At 44.1% G+C, this 14,631-nt stretch carries 14 protein-coding genes; 6 read left to right on the top strand and 8 right to left on the bottom strand.

The genetic code is table 11. The annotated features are described in order from the left end of the window. Positions 1-608 precede the first annotated feature (608 nt). On the top strand, positions 609-1,694 hold the full coding sequence (locus BLP33_RS01200; RefSeq protein ID WP_090523984.1) for an SGNH/GDSL hydrolase family protein: 1,086 nt from the start codon (positions 609-611) through the stop codon (positions 1,692-1,694). A gap of 133 nt (positions 1,695-1,827) precedes the next feature. Here BLP33_RS01200 and BLP33_RS01195 read toward each other — a convergent pair whose 3' ends face one another. Beyond that, on the bottom strand, positions 1,828-2,385 hold the full coding sequence (locus BLP33_RS01195; protein WP_090523980.1) for a hypothetical protein: 558 nt from the start codon (positions 2,383-2,385) through the stop codon (positions 1,828-1,830). Between the two features lie 168 nt (positions 2,386-2,553). On the opposite strand from BLP33_RS01195, the gene BLP33_RS01190 reads away from it, so the two are divergent. The 4 genes from BLP33_RS01190 to BLP33_RS01175 all read left to right on the top strand — a co-directional run bounded on the left by BLP33_RS01190 (position 2,554) and on the right by BLP33_RS01175 (position 5,083). Then, entirely contained in the window at positions 2,554-3,243 is a 690-nt protein-coding gene (locus BLP33_RS01190; protein ID WP_090523977.1) for a CoA transferase subunit A, read from the top strand. Between the two features lie 44 nt (positions 3,244-3,287). Further along, a complete protein-coding gene (locus BLP33_RS01185) occupies positions 3,288-3,635 on the top strand; it encodes a four helix bundle protein (protein ID WP_090523974.1) in 348 nt (115 codons plus the stop codon). A 43-nt stretch (positions 3,636-3,678) separates the two neighbouring features. Beyond that, positions 3,679-4,335 carry a 3-oxoacid CoA-transferase subunit B gene (locus BLP33_RS01180; RefSeq protein ID WP_090523970.1) on the top strand — a complete coding sequence of 219 codons (657 nt, stop codon included), beginning with the start codon at positions 3,679-3,681 and terminating at the stop codon, positions 4,333-4,335. 409 nt (positions 4,336-4,744) lie between these two features. Then, complete coding sequence (locus BLP33_RS01175) at positions 4,745-5,083, top strand: superinfection immunity protein (RefSeq protein WP_090523962.1); 339 nt, start codon at positions 4,745-4,747, stop codon at positions 5,081-5,083. Here BLP33_RS01175 and BLP33_RS01170 read toward each other — a convergent pair. Genes BLP33_RS01170 through BLP33_RS01160 form a run of 3 tightly spaced genes read right to left on the bottom strand, consistent with a single transcriptional unit; the run spans position 5,080 to position 7,525 of the window. Beyond that, on the bottom strand, positions 5,080-5,712 hold the full coding sequence (locus BLP33_RS01170; protein ID WP_090523957.1) for a uridine kinase family protein: 633 nt from the start codon (positions 5,710-5,712) through the stop codon (positions 5,080-5,082). The two genes, BLP33_RS01175 and BLP33_RS01170, sit on opposite strands and share 4 nt — an antisense overlap. Then, positions 5,705-6,718, bottom strand: a complete 1,014-nt coding sequence (locus tag BLP33_RS01165) for a LysM peptidoglycan-binding domain-containing protein (RefSeq protein ID WP_090523953.1) — start codon at positions 6,716-6,718, stop codon at positions 5,705-5,707. Before BLP33_RS01165 ends, BLP33_RS01170 begins: the two co-directional genes overlap by 8 nt. A gap of 21 nt (positions 6,719-6,739) precedes the next feature. Continuing rightward, positions 6,740-7,525: a DUF4905 domain-containing protein gene (locus BLP33_RS01160; RefSeq protein WP_090523947.1), complete on the bottom strand. Its 786-nt coding sequence runs from the start codon at positions 7,523-7,525 to the stop codon at positions 6,740-6,742. A 75-nt stretch (positions 7,526-7,600) separates the two neighbouring features. On the opposite strand from BLP33_RS01160, the gene BLP33_RS01155 reads away from it, so the two are divergent. Further along, positions 7,601-8,080 (top strand): Dps family protein, encoded by a 480-nt coding sequence (locus tag BLP33_RS01155; protein WP_090526149.1) that lies wholly within the window; start codon positions 7,601-7,603, stop codon positions 8,078-8,080. A 383-nt stretch (positions 8,081-8,463) separates the two neighbouring features. Here the strand turns inward: BLP33_RS01155 and BLP33_RS01145 are convergent, their stop codons facing one another. From BLP33_RS01145 to BLP33_RS01130, 4 genes are all read right to left on the bottom strand, one after another. After that, a complete protein-coding gene (locus BLP33_RS01145) occupies positions 8,464-10,047 on the bottom strand; it encodes an arylsulfatase (protein ID WP_090523945.1) in 1,584 nt (527 codons plus the stop codon). Positions 10,048-10,055: 8 nt separating this feature from the next. Beyond that, on the bottom strand, positions 10,056-10,787 hold the full coding sequence (locus BLP33_RS01140) for a thioredoxin domain-containing protein (protein WP_090523942.1): 732 nt from the start codon (positions 10,785-10,787) through the stop codon (positions 10,056-10,058). A gap of 2 nt (positions 10,788-10,789) precedes the next feature. Next, a complete protein-coding gene (locus BLP33_RS01135) occupies positions 10,790-12,670 on the bottom strand; it encodes an arylsulfatase (RefSeq protein WP_175489888.1) in 1,881 nt (626 codons plus the stop codon). Positions 12,671-12,762: 92 nt separating this feature from the next. Then, entirely contained in the window at positions 12,763-14,598 is a 1,836-nt protein-coding gene (locus BLP33_RS01130) for an arylsulfatase (protein WP_090523940.1), read from the bottom strand. Positions 14,599-14,631 lie beyond the last annotated feature (33 nt).

Genomic DNA, 14,631 nt, shown 5'->3' with positions numbered 1-14,631 from the left:
CGCTTCCCCGCCGTTGTTGGTGACAACACCAACAACGGCACAGACAAACCTAAGAAGCAATAGCTTATGGCCTTAATACTCGTACTGATCGGTGCAACAATCTTGTATTTAATAAATGGAAAAAAAATTTCGAATAAGACAACCTCTCTAAAAATATGGTGGTTCATTATTTATGCGGGCATTACTTTAGTGGGATTGTTGTTATTTTTTGAAATACTCCACATTATAAAATATCATTCAGTTGGATAACCATGATCTAACAGGTATATAGTTTCCTAACAACACCAAACAACGACATAAAGGGGTATGTTTTGCTTTGGCAAGTCAATCGCATAAGCACACCCCTGCCAACACACCTTCCTTACGCGCCCCCTCTCAAGAGGAGATTTTTTTGCTGCATTAATTTTGTATAAGTTTCCCCCCGCCGTTGTTGGTGTTGTCACCAACAACATTTGCTTACCAGTTTTATTAACGGTAACGTAATTAAAAAACATAATTTAGAAGTTGTTGGTGACAACACCAACAACGGCAGGCATAGAGGAGATTTTTTTTGCTGCATTGATTTTGCATAAGTTTCCTATTTTTAGGGCGGCCAAACCCTAATAAAGATGCGCAGATTATATTTTCTTGTACTTTTCATTGCATTTACCGGTTCAATAACAAGCTGTCTTGCTCAAAATATTATTTTAAAGAGCAAAGATCAGCGCATCCGCTACACCGGGCGGATCAATCAAACTGATGAAGCTGCCGAACTGTACTGGACGGGCTCATCATTAAAAATTAGTTTTGACGGAACAGGCGCATCGGCTGTGATGCAGGATGAACGGGGCGAAAACTATTATACCATCATTGTAGATGATAAAGTGATCAATACCATTCACCTCGATAATACCAAACAGGCTTATACCCTTGCCGAAAATCTGCCTGCGGGCAAGCACACCCTTGAGCTATTTAAACGAACCGAATGGGACAAAGGCAAAACCTTTTTTTATCAGTTTACCTTAGCTAAAGACGCCACTGCCCTTCCCCCTCCCAACGCCCAAAAACGTAAGATCGAGTTTTTCGGCAACTCCATTACCTGCGGTTATGCCGATGAGGATACCACCGGACAAGACCGCGGCAGCGCTCCTTATGAAAACGGCTATCTGAGCTATGCAGCCCTTACTGCCCGTCACTTTGACGCGCAGTACGTTTGCACATCAAAAAGCGGTATCGGTATTACCGTGAGCTGGTTCCCGCTCATTATGCCCGAAATGTATAACCGTCTTGACCCAACAGACCCAACAAGCACCTGGAATTTCAAAAAGTATACGCCCGATGTAGTAGTGATCAACCTGTTTCAAAATGATTCGTGGATTGTAAACCAACCCAACAATCCACAGTTTAAAGAGCGCTTTGGCAGTAAGGCCCCGGAGCCGGAGCAGATCATTAAAGCTTATAAAGAGTTTGTAAAAAACATCCGCAAGGTTTATCCAAAAGCACAGATCATTTGCGCGCTGGGCAGCATGGACGCAACCAAAGTAGGTTCGCCATGGCCTGGTTATATCGAAAAGGCCGTTGCTGCTTTAAATGATAAAGGCATTTACACTCACTTTATTCCTTATAAAAATACGCCGGGGCATCCGAGCCTGAAAGAGCAACAAGCTATGGCCGATGATTTGATCGCTTTTATGGAGAAGACGGTTAAGTGGTAAATTTTAAATTGTCATCACTTCTTGCGCTCGTTTGCAACGGGCGCTTACTATGGTTTGGCGATTGCGTCGCCAGTCGCGTTATAAACGCTAACCCAGGTTAAGCGCTCGTTACAAACGAGCGCAAGACTCTATCCTACTCTCCTACCTTTTGTTGATCAGGCAGCTCATTAGGTCCCGGGACATTAGTTTGCTGTTTTTTATCACTATCTCCGTCATCGTCGGCAGTTCCTTCCTGGTATTGCAGCTGCGGATTGGGCTTGCTATTACTGGTTTCCGTTTGTCCGTTGTCTTCATCCGAACGGCCGTTTTGTGACACGTTGATCACATTGCTGTAGTTGGCGTTACCGGCCTGGTTAGGATCTTTAAAATTGCTGTTTTCGGGATGTTCCTCGGCAGGCTGGGTGCGGTTAAAGTATTCGTTATTATTGCCCGCCATTTGCGAGGGGTTGTCTTTATCATTACCCGCCGGGGTGATATTGTTTTGGCCAAAGTTTTGGCCTCCCATACCGTTTCCTTCCATACCCGGGTCATTTGGGCTTTTCATTTCTGAGCTGCCAAACAAATAACTTCGTTTCAGGTCTTTTTCATCCTCATTATTGTCGTCATCTACCCGGTAAGCATTGGTTTTATTTCCTTCATGTTCGGGGCGTTTAAGCTCGTCGCTCCTGAACTCGTCATCTCGTAATTCCATAGGTTTTGATATTTGATGTATTAATTATTAATACAATTAATTTCCAATTGTTTTATAAAACCTATAAAACATCATTTATAAAAACACAGTCGTGCGGTAGGAAGTTATCTATATAACAATAAGCATTAAGCTTATTTTACTTAAATTTATAGCAACCAATTATAATATATGAATAAAGTAGTTAGTGGTGCCGACGAGGCCATCCGCGATATTACCGACGGTATGACCCTTATGCTGGGCGGCTTCGGCTTATGCGGATTGCCCGAAAATTGCATTGCCGCCCTGGTAAAAAAGGGGGTTAAGCAACTCACCTGTATCTCCAATAATGCCGGGGTTGATGACTTTGGTATCGGCTTAATGCTGAAGCAGCGCCAGGTAAAAAAAATGATCTCATCGTACGTGGGCGAAAACGCCGAATTTGAACGCCAGTTACTAAGCGGCGAGCTTGAAGTAGAACTGATACCACAAGGTACGCTGGCCACCCGCTGTATGGCCGCCGGTTACGGCATGCCCGCCATATTCACCCCCGCAGGTATTGGCACCGAAGTGGCCGAAGGCAAGGAAGTGCGCAACTTTAATGGTAAGGATTATTTAATGGAAATGGCCTTTAATGCCGACTTCGCCATTGTAAAGGCCTGGAAAGGTGATACTATGGGTAATCTTGTATACCGCTCAACCGCCCGCAATTTTAACCCGGTAATGGCTATGGCCGGTAAGGTAACCATTGCCGAAGTGGAAGAACTGGTACAACCCGGCGAACTTGATCCGGACCATATCCATACACCGGGTATTTATGTACACAGGGTTTTTAAGGGGGATCATTACGAGAAACGGATTGAACACAAAACGGTAAGATAATTTGAAAATGTGTTGATTTGAAAATTTGAAAATGAATTAAAATAATGAGAAACGATAAAGAAAATCTAATAGTAAAACTAACATTTGAATTTGCTCTCAACATAATTGAGTTTTCAGAAGAACTGGAAGAGAAAAGAAAATTCGTGATTGCACGGCAAATCCTTAAATCGGGAACCTCAATAGGCGCAAATGTCCGGGAGGCTCAAAACGCAGAAAGTAAAAATGATTTTATTCACAAATTGAAAATAGCAGCAAAAGAAGCGGACGAAACGGAGTATTTCCTGTTGCTCTGTAAGTTTTCAAAAACCTATCCTTTTAACGATGAACTACTTGAAAAACTGAAAGTAATAATTAAAATCTTGTCAAAGATAATTGCTTCATCAAAAGCATAATCATTTTCAAATTTTCAAATAAACACATTTTCAAATTGAATCTATGTTAGATAAACAAGGCATCGCAAAGCGAATTGCAAAAGAAATAAAAGACGGTTATTATGTTAACCTCGGCATTGGCATCCCTACGCTGGTAGCCAATTACATACCGGATACCATGGACGTAGTATTACAGTCCGAAAATGGTTTATTGGGGATGGGGCCTTTCCCTTTTGAAGGGGAGGAAGATCCGGATACCATTAATGCAGGCAAACAAACCATCACCATGCTGCCAGGGTCGGCCATATTTGATTCGGCTATGAGTTTCGGGATGATCAGGGCTAAAAAGGTAAACCTTACCATCCTTGGCGCTATGGAAGTATCCGAAAATGGAGATATAGCCAACTGGAAAATCCCCGGTAAAATGGTTAAAGGTATGGGTGGCGCTATGGATCTTGTAGCGTCGGCCGAAAATATCATTGTAGCCATGCAGCACGTAAACAAAGCGGGCGAATCAAAGTTGCTGCCCCAATGTACCCTTCCCCTCACCGGTGTCCACTGCGTTAAAAAAATTGTGACGGAGCTGGGTGTATTTGACGTTTTGCCCGAAGGTGGTTTCAGGCTTATTGAAAGGGCTCCGGGAGTAAGTGTTGAAGAAATAAAACAGGCTACGGCAGGGAAGCTTATTATTGAAGGCGACGTGCCGGAAATAATTCTGTAGTCACGTCATTGAGTAACCATCAAGGGAACCCTGAAAAACACCGCGATGACGTATAAAATATATCTTAGCGATGGTGCGCCGGGCGCGTTAGCGATAGTAGCGGATACCGGCCTTGTGGCTAATGCCCGTGCAGTATGAGCGTATAGCGCGGGCCACAGGCAACGCCCATATCACAAAACAGGCCCCAAAAAACCAACTTGATAATCAATTATTTACGATGACGTCATCATAAGGCACGAAGACAACCGACCGTAGGGAGCTCATTAATACCTATAAAAATCAAATTACAATTATTAATAATCCCCAATAAGCAAGTCCGCTCTGTATAGCTCGCGATTGCTTCGTTCCTCGCAATGACGATTTAGTAAAACGCTATAGCATCCCTCAAAGAAACTCCTATCTTTAAAACATGAATTTCATCTTTGGCATTGCTGGAATGATGGGCATGGCAATTGGCGCACTGCTGTATTTTATACCCGCTATAATTGCCCGCGAAAAAGCCGACTTTAAATTAATCTTCCTGTTAAACCTGTTTCTGGGCTGGACTATTATCGGCTGGATTTGGGCACTCATCTGGTCGTTTGAAAAGGAAAAAGCGCCTTTAGATTATTATAAAGCCGGCTATCCTGGTTATACAACCGAAAAAGCGCTGAAGCTGCATGAACTATACAAACAATTTGATGCCGGCGTTATTACCAAAGCCGATTACGACAAAGCACTGAAAGAGATTTTAGGCGATCTGTCTTAAAATAAACGTCCCCTCAAATCAGCCGAAATTTCTTCTGTTATCACCATAATATCCTCGGCAACGTGGGTGTTATTGGTGATCACGCGATCGCATTCATCTTTGTAGGGCAGCAGGTATTCTTTGTAGGCCGGCACCACGTGGTTGATCCATTTGTACATCACATCATCATGCGAATAGCCGCGTTCTATCAGGTCGCGTTTAAGGCGGCGCTGCAGGGCGATGTCTTCATCAGCATCAATAAACACTTTCAAATCAAGCAGCTCAGCAATATCTTTAAAATGCAAAATGAATAAGCCCTCCACTATCAAAATAGGTGCAGGCTTGATCTCTATCATTTTGGGGATAGCATCGGGGTTATTGAAAGTGTATTCTTGTTTCAGGATAGCTTCCTTATTTAAAAGCTTGCTGATGTCCTGCTGAAAATGTTCATGATCAATAGTTGCAGGAAGATCAAAATTATATTCTTTGTTCTCCTCCTTGGTCATGTTATGTGCTACCGGGATGTAATAATCATCCTGCGATACGAGGCTCACCTCGTCGGCAGTAAAATGTTCTAAAAAGCACTTTAAAAAAAAGGTTTTGCCTGAGCCGCTTCCGCCGGCAATTCCAATAATATAAGGTTTATTCATTCGGGCTGCCGTAGCTGATATTTACCTGGAAACGTTTATCTAAAGCACCTAAAGCATCGGCAGTGTTCTTGGTCATGATGATCAAAACATTTTTGTTTGTTTCGTTATCGGTAAAACGGCCAACAACCTTTGCAAAGGTGGTATGATTGTTCATAGGGTTGGTAATTTTAATGATGGTGCCTATTGGTGCTGTACGGTGCAGCACCAACTCCTTTTTAGGATCTAAACCGGCGTCATCCATCCAGGTAGCCACGCCTTTTTCAACTTTCTCGTATAAACCAAAACGGTTAGCTTTGCCATGGTCGCCGGTGGTGTCCTGCTGCGCAGCAACAGAAGTTGAATCGCGCTGCATTACTGGCTGTTTAACCTCTTCGGGAGGTAAACCGCTGCGCACATTAATCACCTGGTTAGGTGCTAATGAATCAGAGCTTAGTTTATTAAGTGCTTTGATATCCTCAACAGATGTATTAAAACGCTTGGCGATAGAAAACAAGGTTTCGCCCGCCGATACTTTGTATTGCTGCACATTAAGCATGCTTACTTTTTTAACGGTATCGGCAGCTGCTTGCTGTGTTTTATTTACTGTAGCTTGGGCTACAGGCGCAGGTGAGCTAACCGGAGCTTGTACCTGTGGTTTGTTTTGCTGAACAGGGGCCTGGGTAACCGGCTTTTGTTGTACAGGCGCAGAAGTAGTTGCTACCTGTTTTGCAGGCGCAGTTACGGCAGGCTGTGCAGCAGCTTCACCTGAAAAAGGTAATTCGGTAGGTACTTTAACAATGCCGCCAATTTTAAGCGGGGCGTTATTATTAAACTGTATAATAGCTTTAGGGCTGACGTTGTAGCGACGGCCTATAGAGTAGTAATTGTCTTTGGGATCAAGCTTGTGAACGATCACTTTTTTGCCGTTCAGGTTTTCAACACCAATTGAATCAACAACAGGGTTTGCAAAAAGCGATATGGAGAGTGTGAGTAAGGGAGCGACCAATAATAAAATCTTAAATTTCATAATAAATTATAATACAGTAATTTACAAGTTCAACACTATTAAGCCCGATCTGTTTTTTAAATAGATGAGCTGATTATTATGTAGTACAAACGCCTCGGGCTGCATTTTTTGTATAGCGTTATGTAACAAATCGTGATACAAAAGGGTACCCTCCTCGTTAAATACAAACAAGTGCTGTTCAAGATGCTCCTGCAAAAGCGTGTGCAAAGATACAATTCTGAATCTATTGTAGCTGATATAATGAACCGCATTTGCATATACGCTGAGCGGTAAATATAAACTATTTACTTCCGCTGAGGGCAACAGTTCAGGGCTAATGATCTGATTATTCAGCGGTTGATCAGGAACCGGCTCGTATCCTCTTAGTGTATTGCCGGTTTTAACATCAAGTAAAAATAATTTCTTCGGTTGTAATTGGGCATTATACACTACAGGGCCATTAACCGACAGATGATCAAAAGCCAAAGTAAAATTGCTCCATAATGCCTTGCCCGTTGTAGCTTCAATAGCTGTCAAGCCCTTATGTACCGGTCCTGTGGCCGATTGGTAATTATGGAGTAGTAATACGCCACCATAAGCAGCTTCAATACCAGTAAGCCAGCGCTCGGGGGTAGTTAAACCTTCAAAATAAACCTCACCGGTTTGCAGGTTCAGGGCCGAAAAACTAACCTGCTTATCGGCATGGTCCCTGATCTCCAGAAACAGCGTTTGGCTGCTTTCGTCAATTTCCATACGCCAAACCGGGGCTTGGTAATTTTTGATGATGAAGGGTAAAAGCGAAGTCATAGAGAATGCAAATATGCTCATTAAAATTAAAACTGTTTACCTTTACCAAACATTGCCCGCAAAGGCATGTTACACTTAAAAACATCAAATTTATTTATGAATGCTAAAGAAATAAGCCTCGAAGAAGTTAAAGTAAAACCCGTAGTTGACCACCTGAACGACCTGCTGGCTAATTACCATATCCATTACCAAAAACTGCGCGGCTGCCACTGGAACGTTAAAGGCACAAGTTTTTTTACCCTGCACCTGAAATTTGAAGAGCTGTACACTGCCGCGCTGGTTACTATTGATGAGCTTGCCGAAAGGATCCTGAGCCTTGGCAAACCTCCTATCAGTACTTTTAAAGATTATATTGAAACATCAAGCATCAAAGAGATCCAGACCATCGGCCTAAAGGATACCCTGATGGTGAAAGCTATTATTGAGGACCTGGCTGCGCTGATAAAAATGGAACGCGAGATATTGACCATCACCGCCGATGCCGGAGACGATGGCACTAACGACATGATCAACCGCTTCATGCAATTCAACGAAAAAAACACCTGGATGCTGCGTTCATTCGTGAACGAGGACTAACCCGCACATAATCCTACTGTAAAAAAGCCACATCGGGGACAAACCGGATGTGGCTTTTTTTAAAACGGGGTTTACACCGGTTTGCATATTTCGTATATTTGCACGAAACAAAATGCCATCACTTTAAGTGGCAGATGTTCTGTTTATTTTCCTATGGTGTAATGGTAGCACGTCAGATTCTGGCTCTGAAGATTGAGGTTCGAGCCCTTGTAGGAAAACTTGTTTTGGAGGCCCTTAGCGTATCGCTAAGGGCTTTTTTTGCATTTTGTAGCCTTTATTAAAGACATTATAAAGAAAACATGCGATATTATTTGAAAATTATGTAAAACAAAAAACTTATATCAATTAACGTGAGATAGGCACTGTTTAATCTGACAGTTGAGTTACAAATTCTTTATTGTTTCCCAGTCAACCACGCCAACTTTATTTGCCCAGGCCAGATATTCCTTTTCCAGTTTAATAACCTTTGCGCGATATTTCGTAGCCAGATCCTTCGTTTCAGATCGGTCTGCTTCCAGATCATATAACTCCCAGGGTTGCTTCGGTTCGGCTACGAGCTTCCATTGGCCTTTTCTTATGGCCCTGCTACCTTCATGCTCCCAAAATAAAGTTTCATTACCTGACGCAGCTTTGCCTTTAAAAACATTAAGCAAACTGGTACCGGCCAATGTTGTAAGACGCCTGTTTTTAAACAGAGCCGGATAAGTTACCCCGGCCAGTTCCAAACAGGTAGGCATCAGATCGATCAAGTGGCCAGTACTGCTATTGGTAGTCCCGGCTTTGATATGTCCCGGATACCAGGCAATCAACGGAGTGGCTATACCACCTTCATGTGTGTTGCGTTTAAACAACTTAAATGGTGTATTGCTCAGATTTGCCCAGGGTATCTCATAACTGTCGATCGAATTTACGGAGCCGGGGGGGCCGTTCTTTTGTATTACTGTTGCCAGGCTTTTAACCTCATCGGCGCTGCCTCCATTGTCTGATGCAAAAAGGACAATGGTATTTTTGTCTTTTCCCAGTTGCTTCAATTTGGTCATGATCTCACCTATGCAGGCATCCATGCGGTAAACCATGGCGGCATAAATAGCCATCCGGGTATCCCATTTATCTTTTTCATCGGGAGATAATGAATCCCATGCAGGGGCACGTTTATCCCTTGCCGATAGCTGCCATTGTTTTTTGATGATACCTGTTGCCAGCTGTTTTTCATACCGCTGTTTCCGTAATACATCCCATCCTTTAAGATATTGACCTTTAAACTTTGCAATATCCTGCGGCAGTGCCTGGATAGGCCAGTGCGGAGCATTGTAAGCTACGTACATAAAAAATGGCTTCTGCTGATCTTTGATCTCCTCCAATGATTTTACAGCGAAATCGGTAATAGCCTGTGTCAAATATTTTGAAGTATCGCTGCGGGTAATCTCTTTATCATTTAGCATAAAGGTGATCTTGCTGCCATCATTATACAATGGCGCAGAATTGAAATAACTACTCCCGTTGTTCAGCATGGTAAATGACTGGTCAAACCCACGGTTATAAGCCAGTGCAGATTGCTGCAAGCCAACATGCCATTTGCCCGATACGATGGTGTTATAACCAGCCTCATCTTTCAACAACTCGGCAATGGTAGCGCTATGCTCATTCAGATAACCCTGGTATGCCGGCGAACCTTTGTATTTCACCATGTCACCAACGCCTGCCTGATGCGGATATAGCCCCGTAAGCAAAGCCGCACGTGAAGGGCAACATCTGCCAGCGTTATAAAACTGTGTCATTTTCAGCCCTTCCCGGGCAAGCCTGTCAATATTAGGCGTGCTGATCTCCGAACCAAAGCAGCCTATATCAGAAAAGCCCATATCGTCGGCCAAAATAATGACGATATTGGGCTTTTGCTTAGGGGCCTGCCCAAATACAGGCCCCGTGCAAAATATAACTACCAGTAGGTAGCCAATGTATTTGATCATGTTACAGCTTATTTATTATTGGCGGCCAATCCGTTTTTGGCCAGTTCGGTTGTTGCGATAACCTGGGCAGTTGATGAAAAGCCCTGTTTTTTCCAAACTTCCTTGCCACTTTTATACAGTACCAGCGTTGGCAATACATTTACCTTTAGCTCTTTGGCCAGATTAGTGTTGTCGTAAACTTCGATACTGATAACTTTAGGCGTAAAAGCCGAATTTGCTTTGAGTGAATCCAATACAGGTACCAGCTTTTTGCAGGCCCCGCAATACTTCGACCCAAAATCAACCAACACTAATTGTGATGAAGCCGCCAGCTCATCAAATTGGGCCTTTGATAATGAAACGCCTTTTTGGGTTGTAGAAATGATAGGATAACCCGAACCTATCCAATTGGCTAAACCACCGGGCAATTCCTCTACATCCTTAAATCCTTTAGCCCTCAGCTCGCGCGAAAGTACTGTACTGCGACCATTAGCTATCGAGTATACAAACGTTGGTTTTCCTTTATCCAAACCATCCAGTTTTTGCTGATAGTCTGCCCCTTTTGCGTCAACATTTACTGCACCTTTGATATGATTTTGCGCAAACTCTTCTGCCGAACGGGCATCTAAGATCTGCGGTTCTTTTGCCTGTTTTAGTTTGGCCGTAAATGCTTCAAGCGATAATAAAGCAGGTGATTGGGCTTTTATTTCGCCGGTAAAAATTACCAGCAGGGCCAATAAAGCGATTTTCAGGTTTTTCATGATTAATTATTGTTTTCGAGTTTATGGATCCGTTTGTTGTTGATGTCATCGCGATCAATAAATGGATAGATGTGATTCTTTTTGGCTTCCGCGTCAAACAGATCTTTCAGCTCTTTTAATTTTTCAGGATATTTTTTGGCGAGATCAACACGCTCATTAAAATCCTCGTTCAGGTTGTAAAGCTTCCAAACATCCTTATCGTAATTACGCTCAGGGATGGTTTTCTCTTTCGGAAAGTTCAGCAAGTCCACATTATCCGGTCGGTGTGCGGCTTCGGCCTTCCAGCCATCTTTGTAGATGGAGCGGGAAGTGAAAATGTAATAGTACTGCTGCGTATGCAATGTTTTCGCCTGCGCATTGTTGAACGAGCTAAAGAATGACTTACCTTGCAACGTATCCTGCTTAATGCCCTTAACGTACTCCGGTAGTTTTAAACCGGCCGCCTCAATAGTGGTCGGAAATACGTCTGATACATGGCTGTACTGCGTACGGATGCCGCCTTTTTCTGTGATCAGTTTTGGATAATAAACTATCAGCGGGTTATGGGTGCCTCCCTCAGCGTCAGCATCCGATTTCCAATATTTGAACGGTGTATTAGCTGCCTGTGCCCAGCCTAAAGGATAGTTGGTTGAAGCCTCTGGCGTACCAATGGTTTCGTAATCGCTTTCGTTCTTTTTAATATAATCAGCCTCGGGTGTGGTTGCTGCCGAGTTTTTAGGATTGATAACGCCATGTACAGTTCCTTCCTTACTCGCTCCGTTATCCCCTATCATCACAAAAACCAAAGTATTATCAAACTGGCCCGAAGCTTTCAGATAGCTGATCACGCGGCCAACCTGGTGATCGATGTAAGTCAGATATCCTGCATAAACCTCCATAAACCGGGCATACAATTTTTTCTGATCGGCAGGCAGGCTGTTCCAGGCCTGGATCCGCTCGTTACGCTCAGGCAGTTTGGCATAAGCAGGAATGTAACCGGCTTTTTTTTGATTTTCAAATACCTTTTGGCGGTAAGCATCCCAGCCTTCATCAAACTTGCCTTTATACAGGTCGCTCCATTCATGGCTCACCTGGTGCGGGGCATGGGTTGCTCCCGGCGCATAGTATAAAAAGAAAGGTTGATCAGGTGCTGCCTTGTGCGCAGCATCAATATAAGCAATGGCTTTATCAGTGATCTGCTCGTTCAGGTTGCGGCCGTCGGGTTTGATATGGAAGTTATCCTCTACCAAATGCGGCGGGTTATACTGATCGGTAGCCGATTCCAGGAAGCCGAAATGATGGTCAAAACCCTTACCGGTAGGCCAGCGGTCAAACGGACCGACGGCTGTGGTGTCCTCATCAGGCGTTACTCCCCATTTACCTACAGCAAAGGTGCTGTAGCCGTTAGCACGAAGCGCCTCGGCAATGGTGCCTTTATCAGGCGGAATGCGACCATCATATCCCGGGAAACCGGCAGCGGTTGAAGCGTGGGCAAAGTTACCCATGTGTACATAGTGATGATTACGCCCGGTAAGCAGGGATGAACGTGTTGGCGCGCAAATACCAGCCGTGTGAAAATTGGTATAACGCAAGCCGTTGTTGGCCAGCGTATCAAAATTTGGAGTACTGATCAAACCACCAAAGGTTCCTGAGGCGCCGAAGCCTACGTCATCCAGCAAAATCCAAACAATGTTTGGAGCGCCTTTTGGCGCTTTGAGTGGTTTATTCCACCACTCTTTTGATTCGGCAAGTGTTTTGCCTTCTACGCCTTTATAATTGGCGGGATCAATTGGCGCTATGTTTGCCGGCGTCACCTTTACCTGCGGCAATTGCGCAACCACAGGCGCGCTGAACGCAACGGCCATTGCCGACATGGCGACAATTCGTTGATAAACGGATTTCATAATTGTAATGGTTATATAAGTTTTTTAATTAATCCAATCAAAGCTATAGCTTTGGGCTTTGTGCCTTCCGCTTTTAGCTTTTATATCATTGGTTACTTTTTATAGTTTTTGTGGATGCGCTGGTGATAAACATCATACCAGTCGATAAATGGATACAGATTATTTTTTTGAGCTTGTGCCTCAAAAACTGCTTTCAGCTCCTTTAACTTTTCAGGATATTTTTTGGCGAGGTCAACCCGTTCGTTGAAATCCTCATTCAGGTTGTATAACTCCCAGGTATCCTCATCAAAGCTTTTATCGGGCACGTTTTGGCCAACTTTAAAATCGCCCAATTCTACGTTATCGGGGTGGTGTGCAGCTTCAGCTTTCCAGCCATCGCTATAAATCGATCTCGACCCAAAAATGTAGTAGTGCTGCAAAACATGTTTTGATTTTGCTTCGGGATGATCAAATGAATACACCAAAGAAGTGCCCTGCAAAGTATCCTGCTTAATGCCGCGGATATACTCGGGCAGTTTAATACCGGTATACTCCAATGTAGTAGGCAATACGTCAATCACATGCCCGTATTGGGTGCGGATAGTGCCTTTGTCTTTAATGCCTTTTGGATAGTAAACTATCAGTGGGTTACGGGTACCTCCTTCGGAGTTGGCATCCTGTTTCCAATATTTAAATGGTGTATTGGCCGCCTGTGCCCAGCCTAACGGGTAGTTAGTGCTGGCCTGTGGTGTACCGATATCGTCAATGTCTTCAATATTGGTTTTTAGGTAAGCGTCTTCTGCAACAAGTTTAGCCGAGTTCTTTTTAGGGTTGATAACACCGTGAACCGTCCCTTCTTTACTGGCCCCGTTATCACCAATGATCACGAACACCAGCGTATTATCCAGCTGACCGCTTTGTTTCAGGTGATTGATGAGCCTGCCAACCTCATGATCGGTGTAGGTAAGATAGCCGGCATATACTTCCATAAAGCGGGCATACAGTTTTTTCTCAGCATCTGGTAGTGATTTCCAGGCCGGGATGCGTGAGTTACGCTCGGGTAGTTTGGCGTAGGCCGGGATAATACCCAATTGCTTTTGCCTTGCGATGACCTTTTCCCTGAAATCGTCCCAGCCGCTGTCAAACTGGCCTTTGTACAGGTCGCTCCACTCCTTCGCAACCTGGTGAGGCGAATGCGTTGCACCCGGCGCATAGTATAAAAAGAATGGTTTATCAGGAGCTACTTTATGCTGGCGTGTAAGGTAGAAAATGGCCTTATCGGTGATCTGATCAGTAAGGTGGCGACCATCCGGGGTTACGTGGGCATTGTCCTCAACCAAATCAGGCTTGTATTGATCTGTTGCCGATCCTAAAAATCCGAAGAAATGGTCAAAGCCTTTGCCCGTAGGCCAGCGGTCAAACGGCCCTGCATCGGTAGCATCTTCATCAGGTGTCAAACCATATTTACCAACCGCGAAGGTGTTGTAGCCATTTTCGCGCAAGATCTCCGCTATAGTCCCCTTATCAGATGGAATGCGCCCATCATAACCAGGAAAACCTGCCGATAAGGTAACATGCGAAAAACCACCTTCATGAACATAATGATGGTTACGTCCGGTTAATAAAGCTGATCGCGTCGGCGCGCAGATCCCTGCTGTATGAAAATTAGTATAACGCAGGCCATTATTAGCCAGCGTATCAAAATTGGGGGTCTTGATGACGCCGCCAAAAGTGCTTGTAGCGCCGAAGCCAACATCATCTAAAATGATCCATAATACGTTTGGCGCACCGGTGGGCGCTTTATGAGGCTCAGGCCACCACTCCTTCGAATCATCAAGCGTTTTGCCCACCGTGCCGCCAAATACCGGCGTTTGTCCGTTTTGTGCTTTGGCTGTAAATGCTGCAAGCAAGCCAAGCGACAGGAACAATGTTATTTTCTTTGTTTTCATTTGTATGTTGGTTTATTCGGCATAGCTGGAGCG

The sequence above is a fragment of the Mucilaginibacter sp. NFR10 genome (genome assembly GCF_900100445.1).
Taxonomy (GTDB): domain Bacteria; phylum Bacteroidota; class Bacteroidia; order Sphingobacteriales; family Sphingobacteriaceae; genus Mucilaginibacter; species Mucilaginibacter rubeus.
Note: the sequence above shows the minus strand (reverse complement) of the source record. Positions and strands in the feature narration are given on the sequence as shown.

Bases quoted from the DNA above. Each gene is read 5' to 3' on its own strand.
- BLP33_RS01190 (WP_090523977.1), top strand. From the start codon at position 2,554: ATGAATAAAGTAGTTAGTGGTGCCGACGAGGCCATCCGCGATATTACC.
- BLP33_RS01195 (WP_090523980.1), bottom strand. From the start codon at position 2,385: ATGGAATTACGAGATGACGAGTTCAGGAGCGACGAGCTTAAACGCCCC.
- BLP33_RS01160 (WP_090523947.1), bottom strand. From the start codon at position 7,525: ATGAGCATATTTGCATTCTCTATGACTTCGCTTTTACCCTTCATCATC.
- BLP33_RS01200 (WP_090523984.1), top strand. From the start codon at position 609: ATGCGCAGATTATATTTTCTTGTACTTTTCATTGCATTTACCGGTTCA.
- BLP33_RS01155 (WP_090526149.1), top strand. From the start codon at position 7,601: ATGAATGCTAAAGAAATAAGCCTCGAAGAAGTTAAAGTAAAACCCGTA.
- BLP33_RS01140 (WP_090523942.1), bottom strand. From the start codon at position 10,787: ATGAAAAACCTGAAAATCGCTTTATTGGCCCTGCTGGTAATTTTTACC.
- BLP33_RS01145 (WP_090523945.1), bottom strand. From the start codon at position 10,047: ATGATCAAATACATTGGCTACCTACTGGTAGTTATATTTTGCACGGGG.
- BLP33_RS01130 (WP_090523940.1), bottom strand. From the start codon at position 14,598: ATGAAAACAAAGAAAATAACATTGTTCCTGTCGCTTGGCTTGCTTGCA.
- BLP33_RS01170 (WP_090523957.1), bottom strand. From the start codon at position 5,712: ATGAATAAACCTTATATTATTGGAATTGCCGGCGGAAGCGGCTCAGGC.
- BLP33_RS01175 (WP_090523962.1), top strand. From the start codon at position 4,745: ATGAATTTCATCTTTGGCATTGCTGGAATGATGGGCATGGCAATTGGC.
- BLP33_RS01185 (WP_090523974.1), top strand. From the start codon at position 3,288: ATGAGAAACGATAAAGAAAATCTAATAGTAAAACTAACATTTGAATTT.
- BLP33_RS01180 (WP_090523970.1), top strand. From the start codon at position 3,679: ATGTTAGATAAACAAGGCATCGCAAAGCGAATTGCAAAAGAAATAAAA.
- BLP33_RS01165 (WP_090523953.1), bottom strand. From the start codon at position 6,718: ATGAAATTTAAGATTTTATTATTGGTCGCTCCCTTACTCACACTCTCC.
- BLP33_RS01135 (WP_175489888.1), bottom strand. From the start codon at position 12,670: ATGAAATCCGTTTATCAACGAATTGTCGCCATGTCGGCAATGGCCGTT.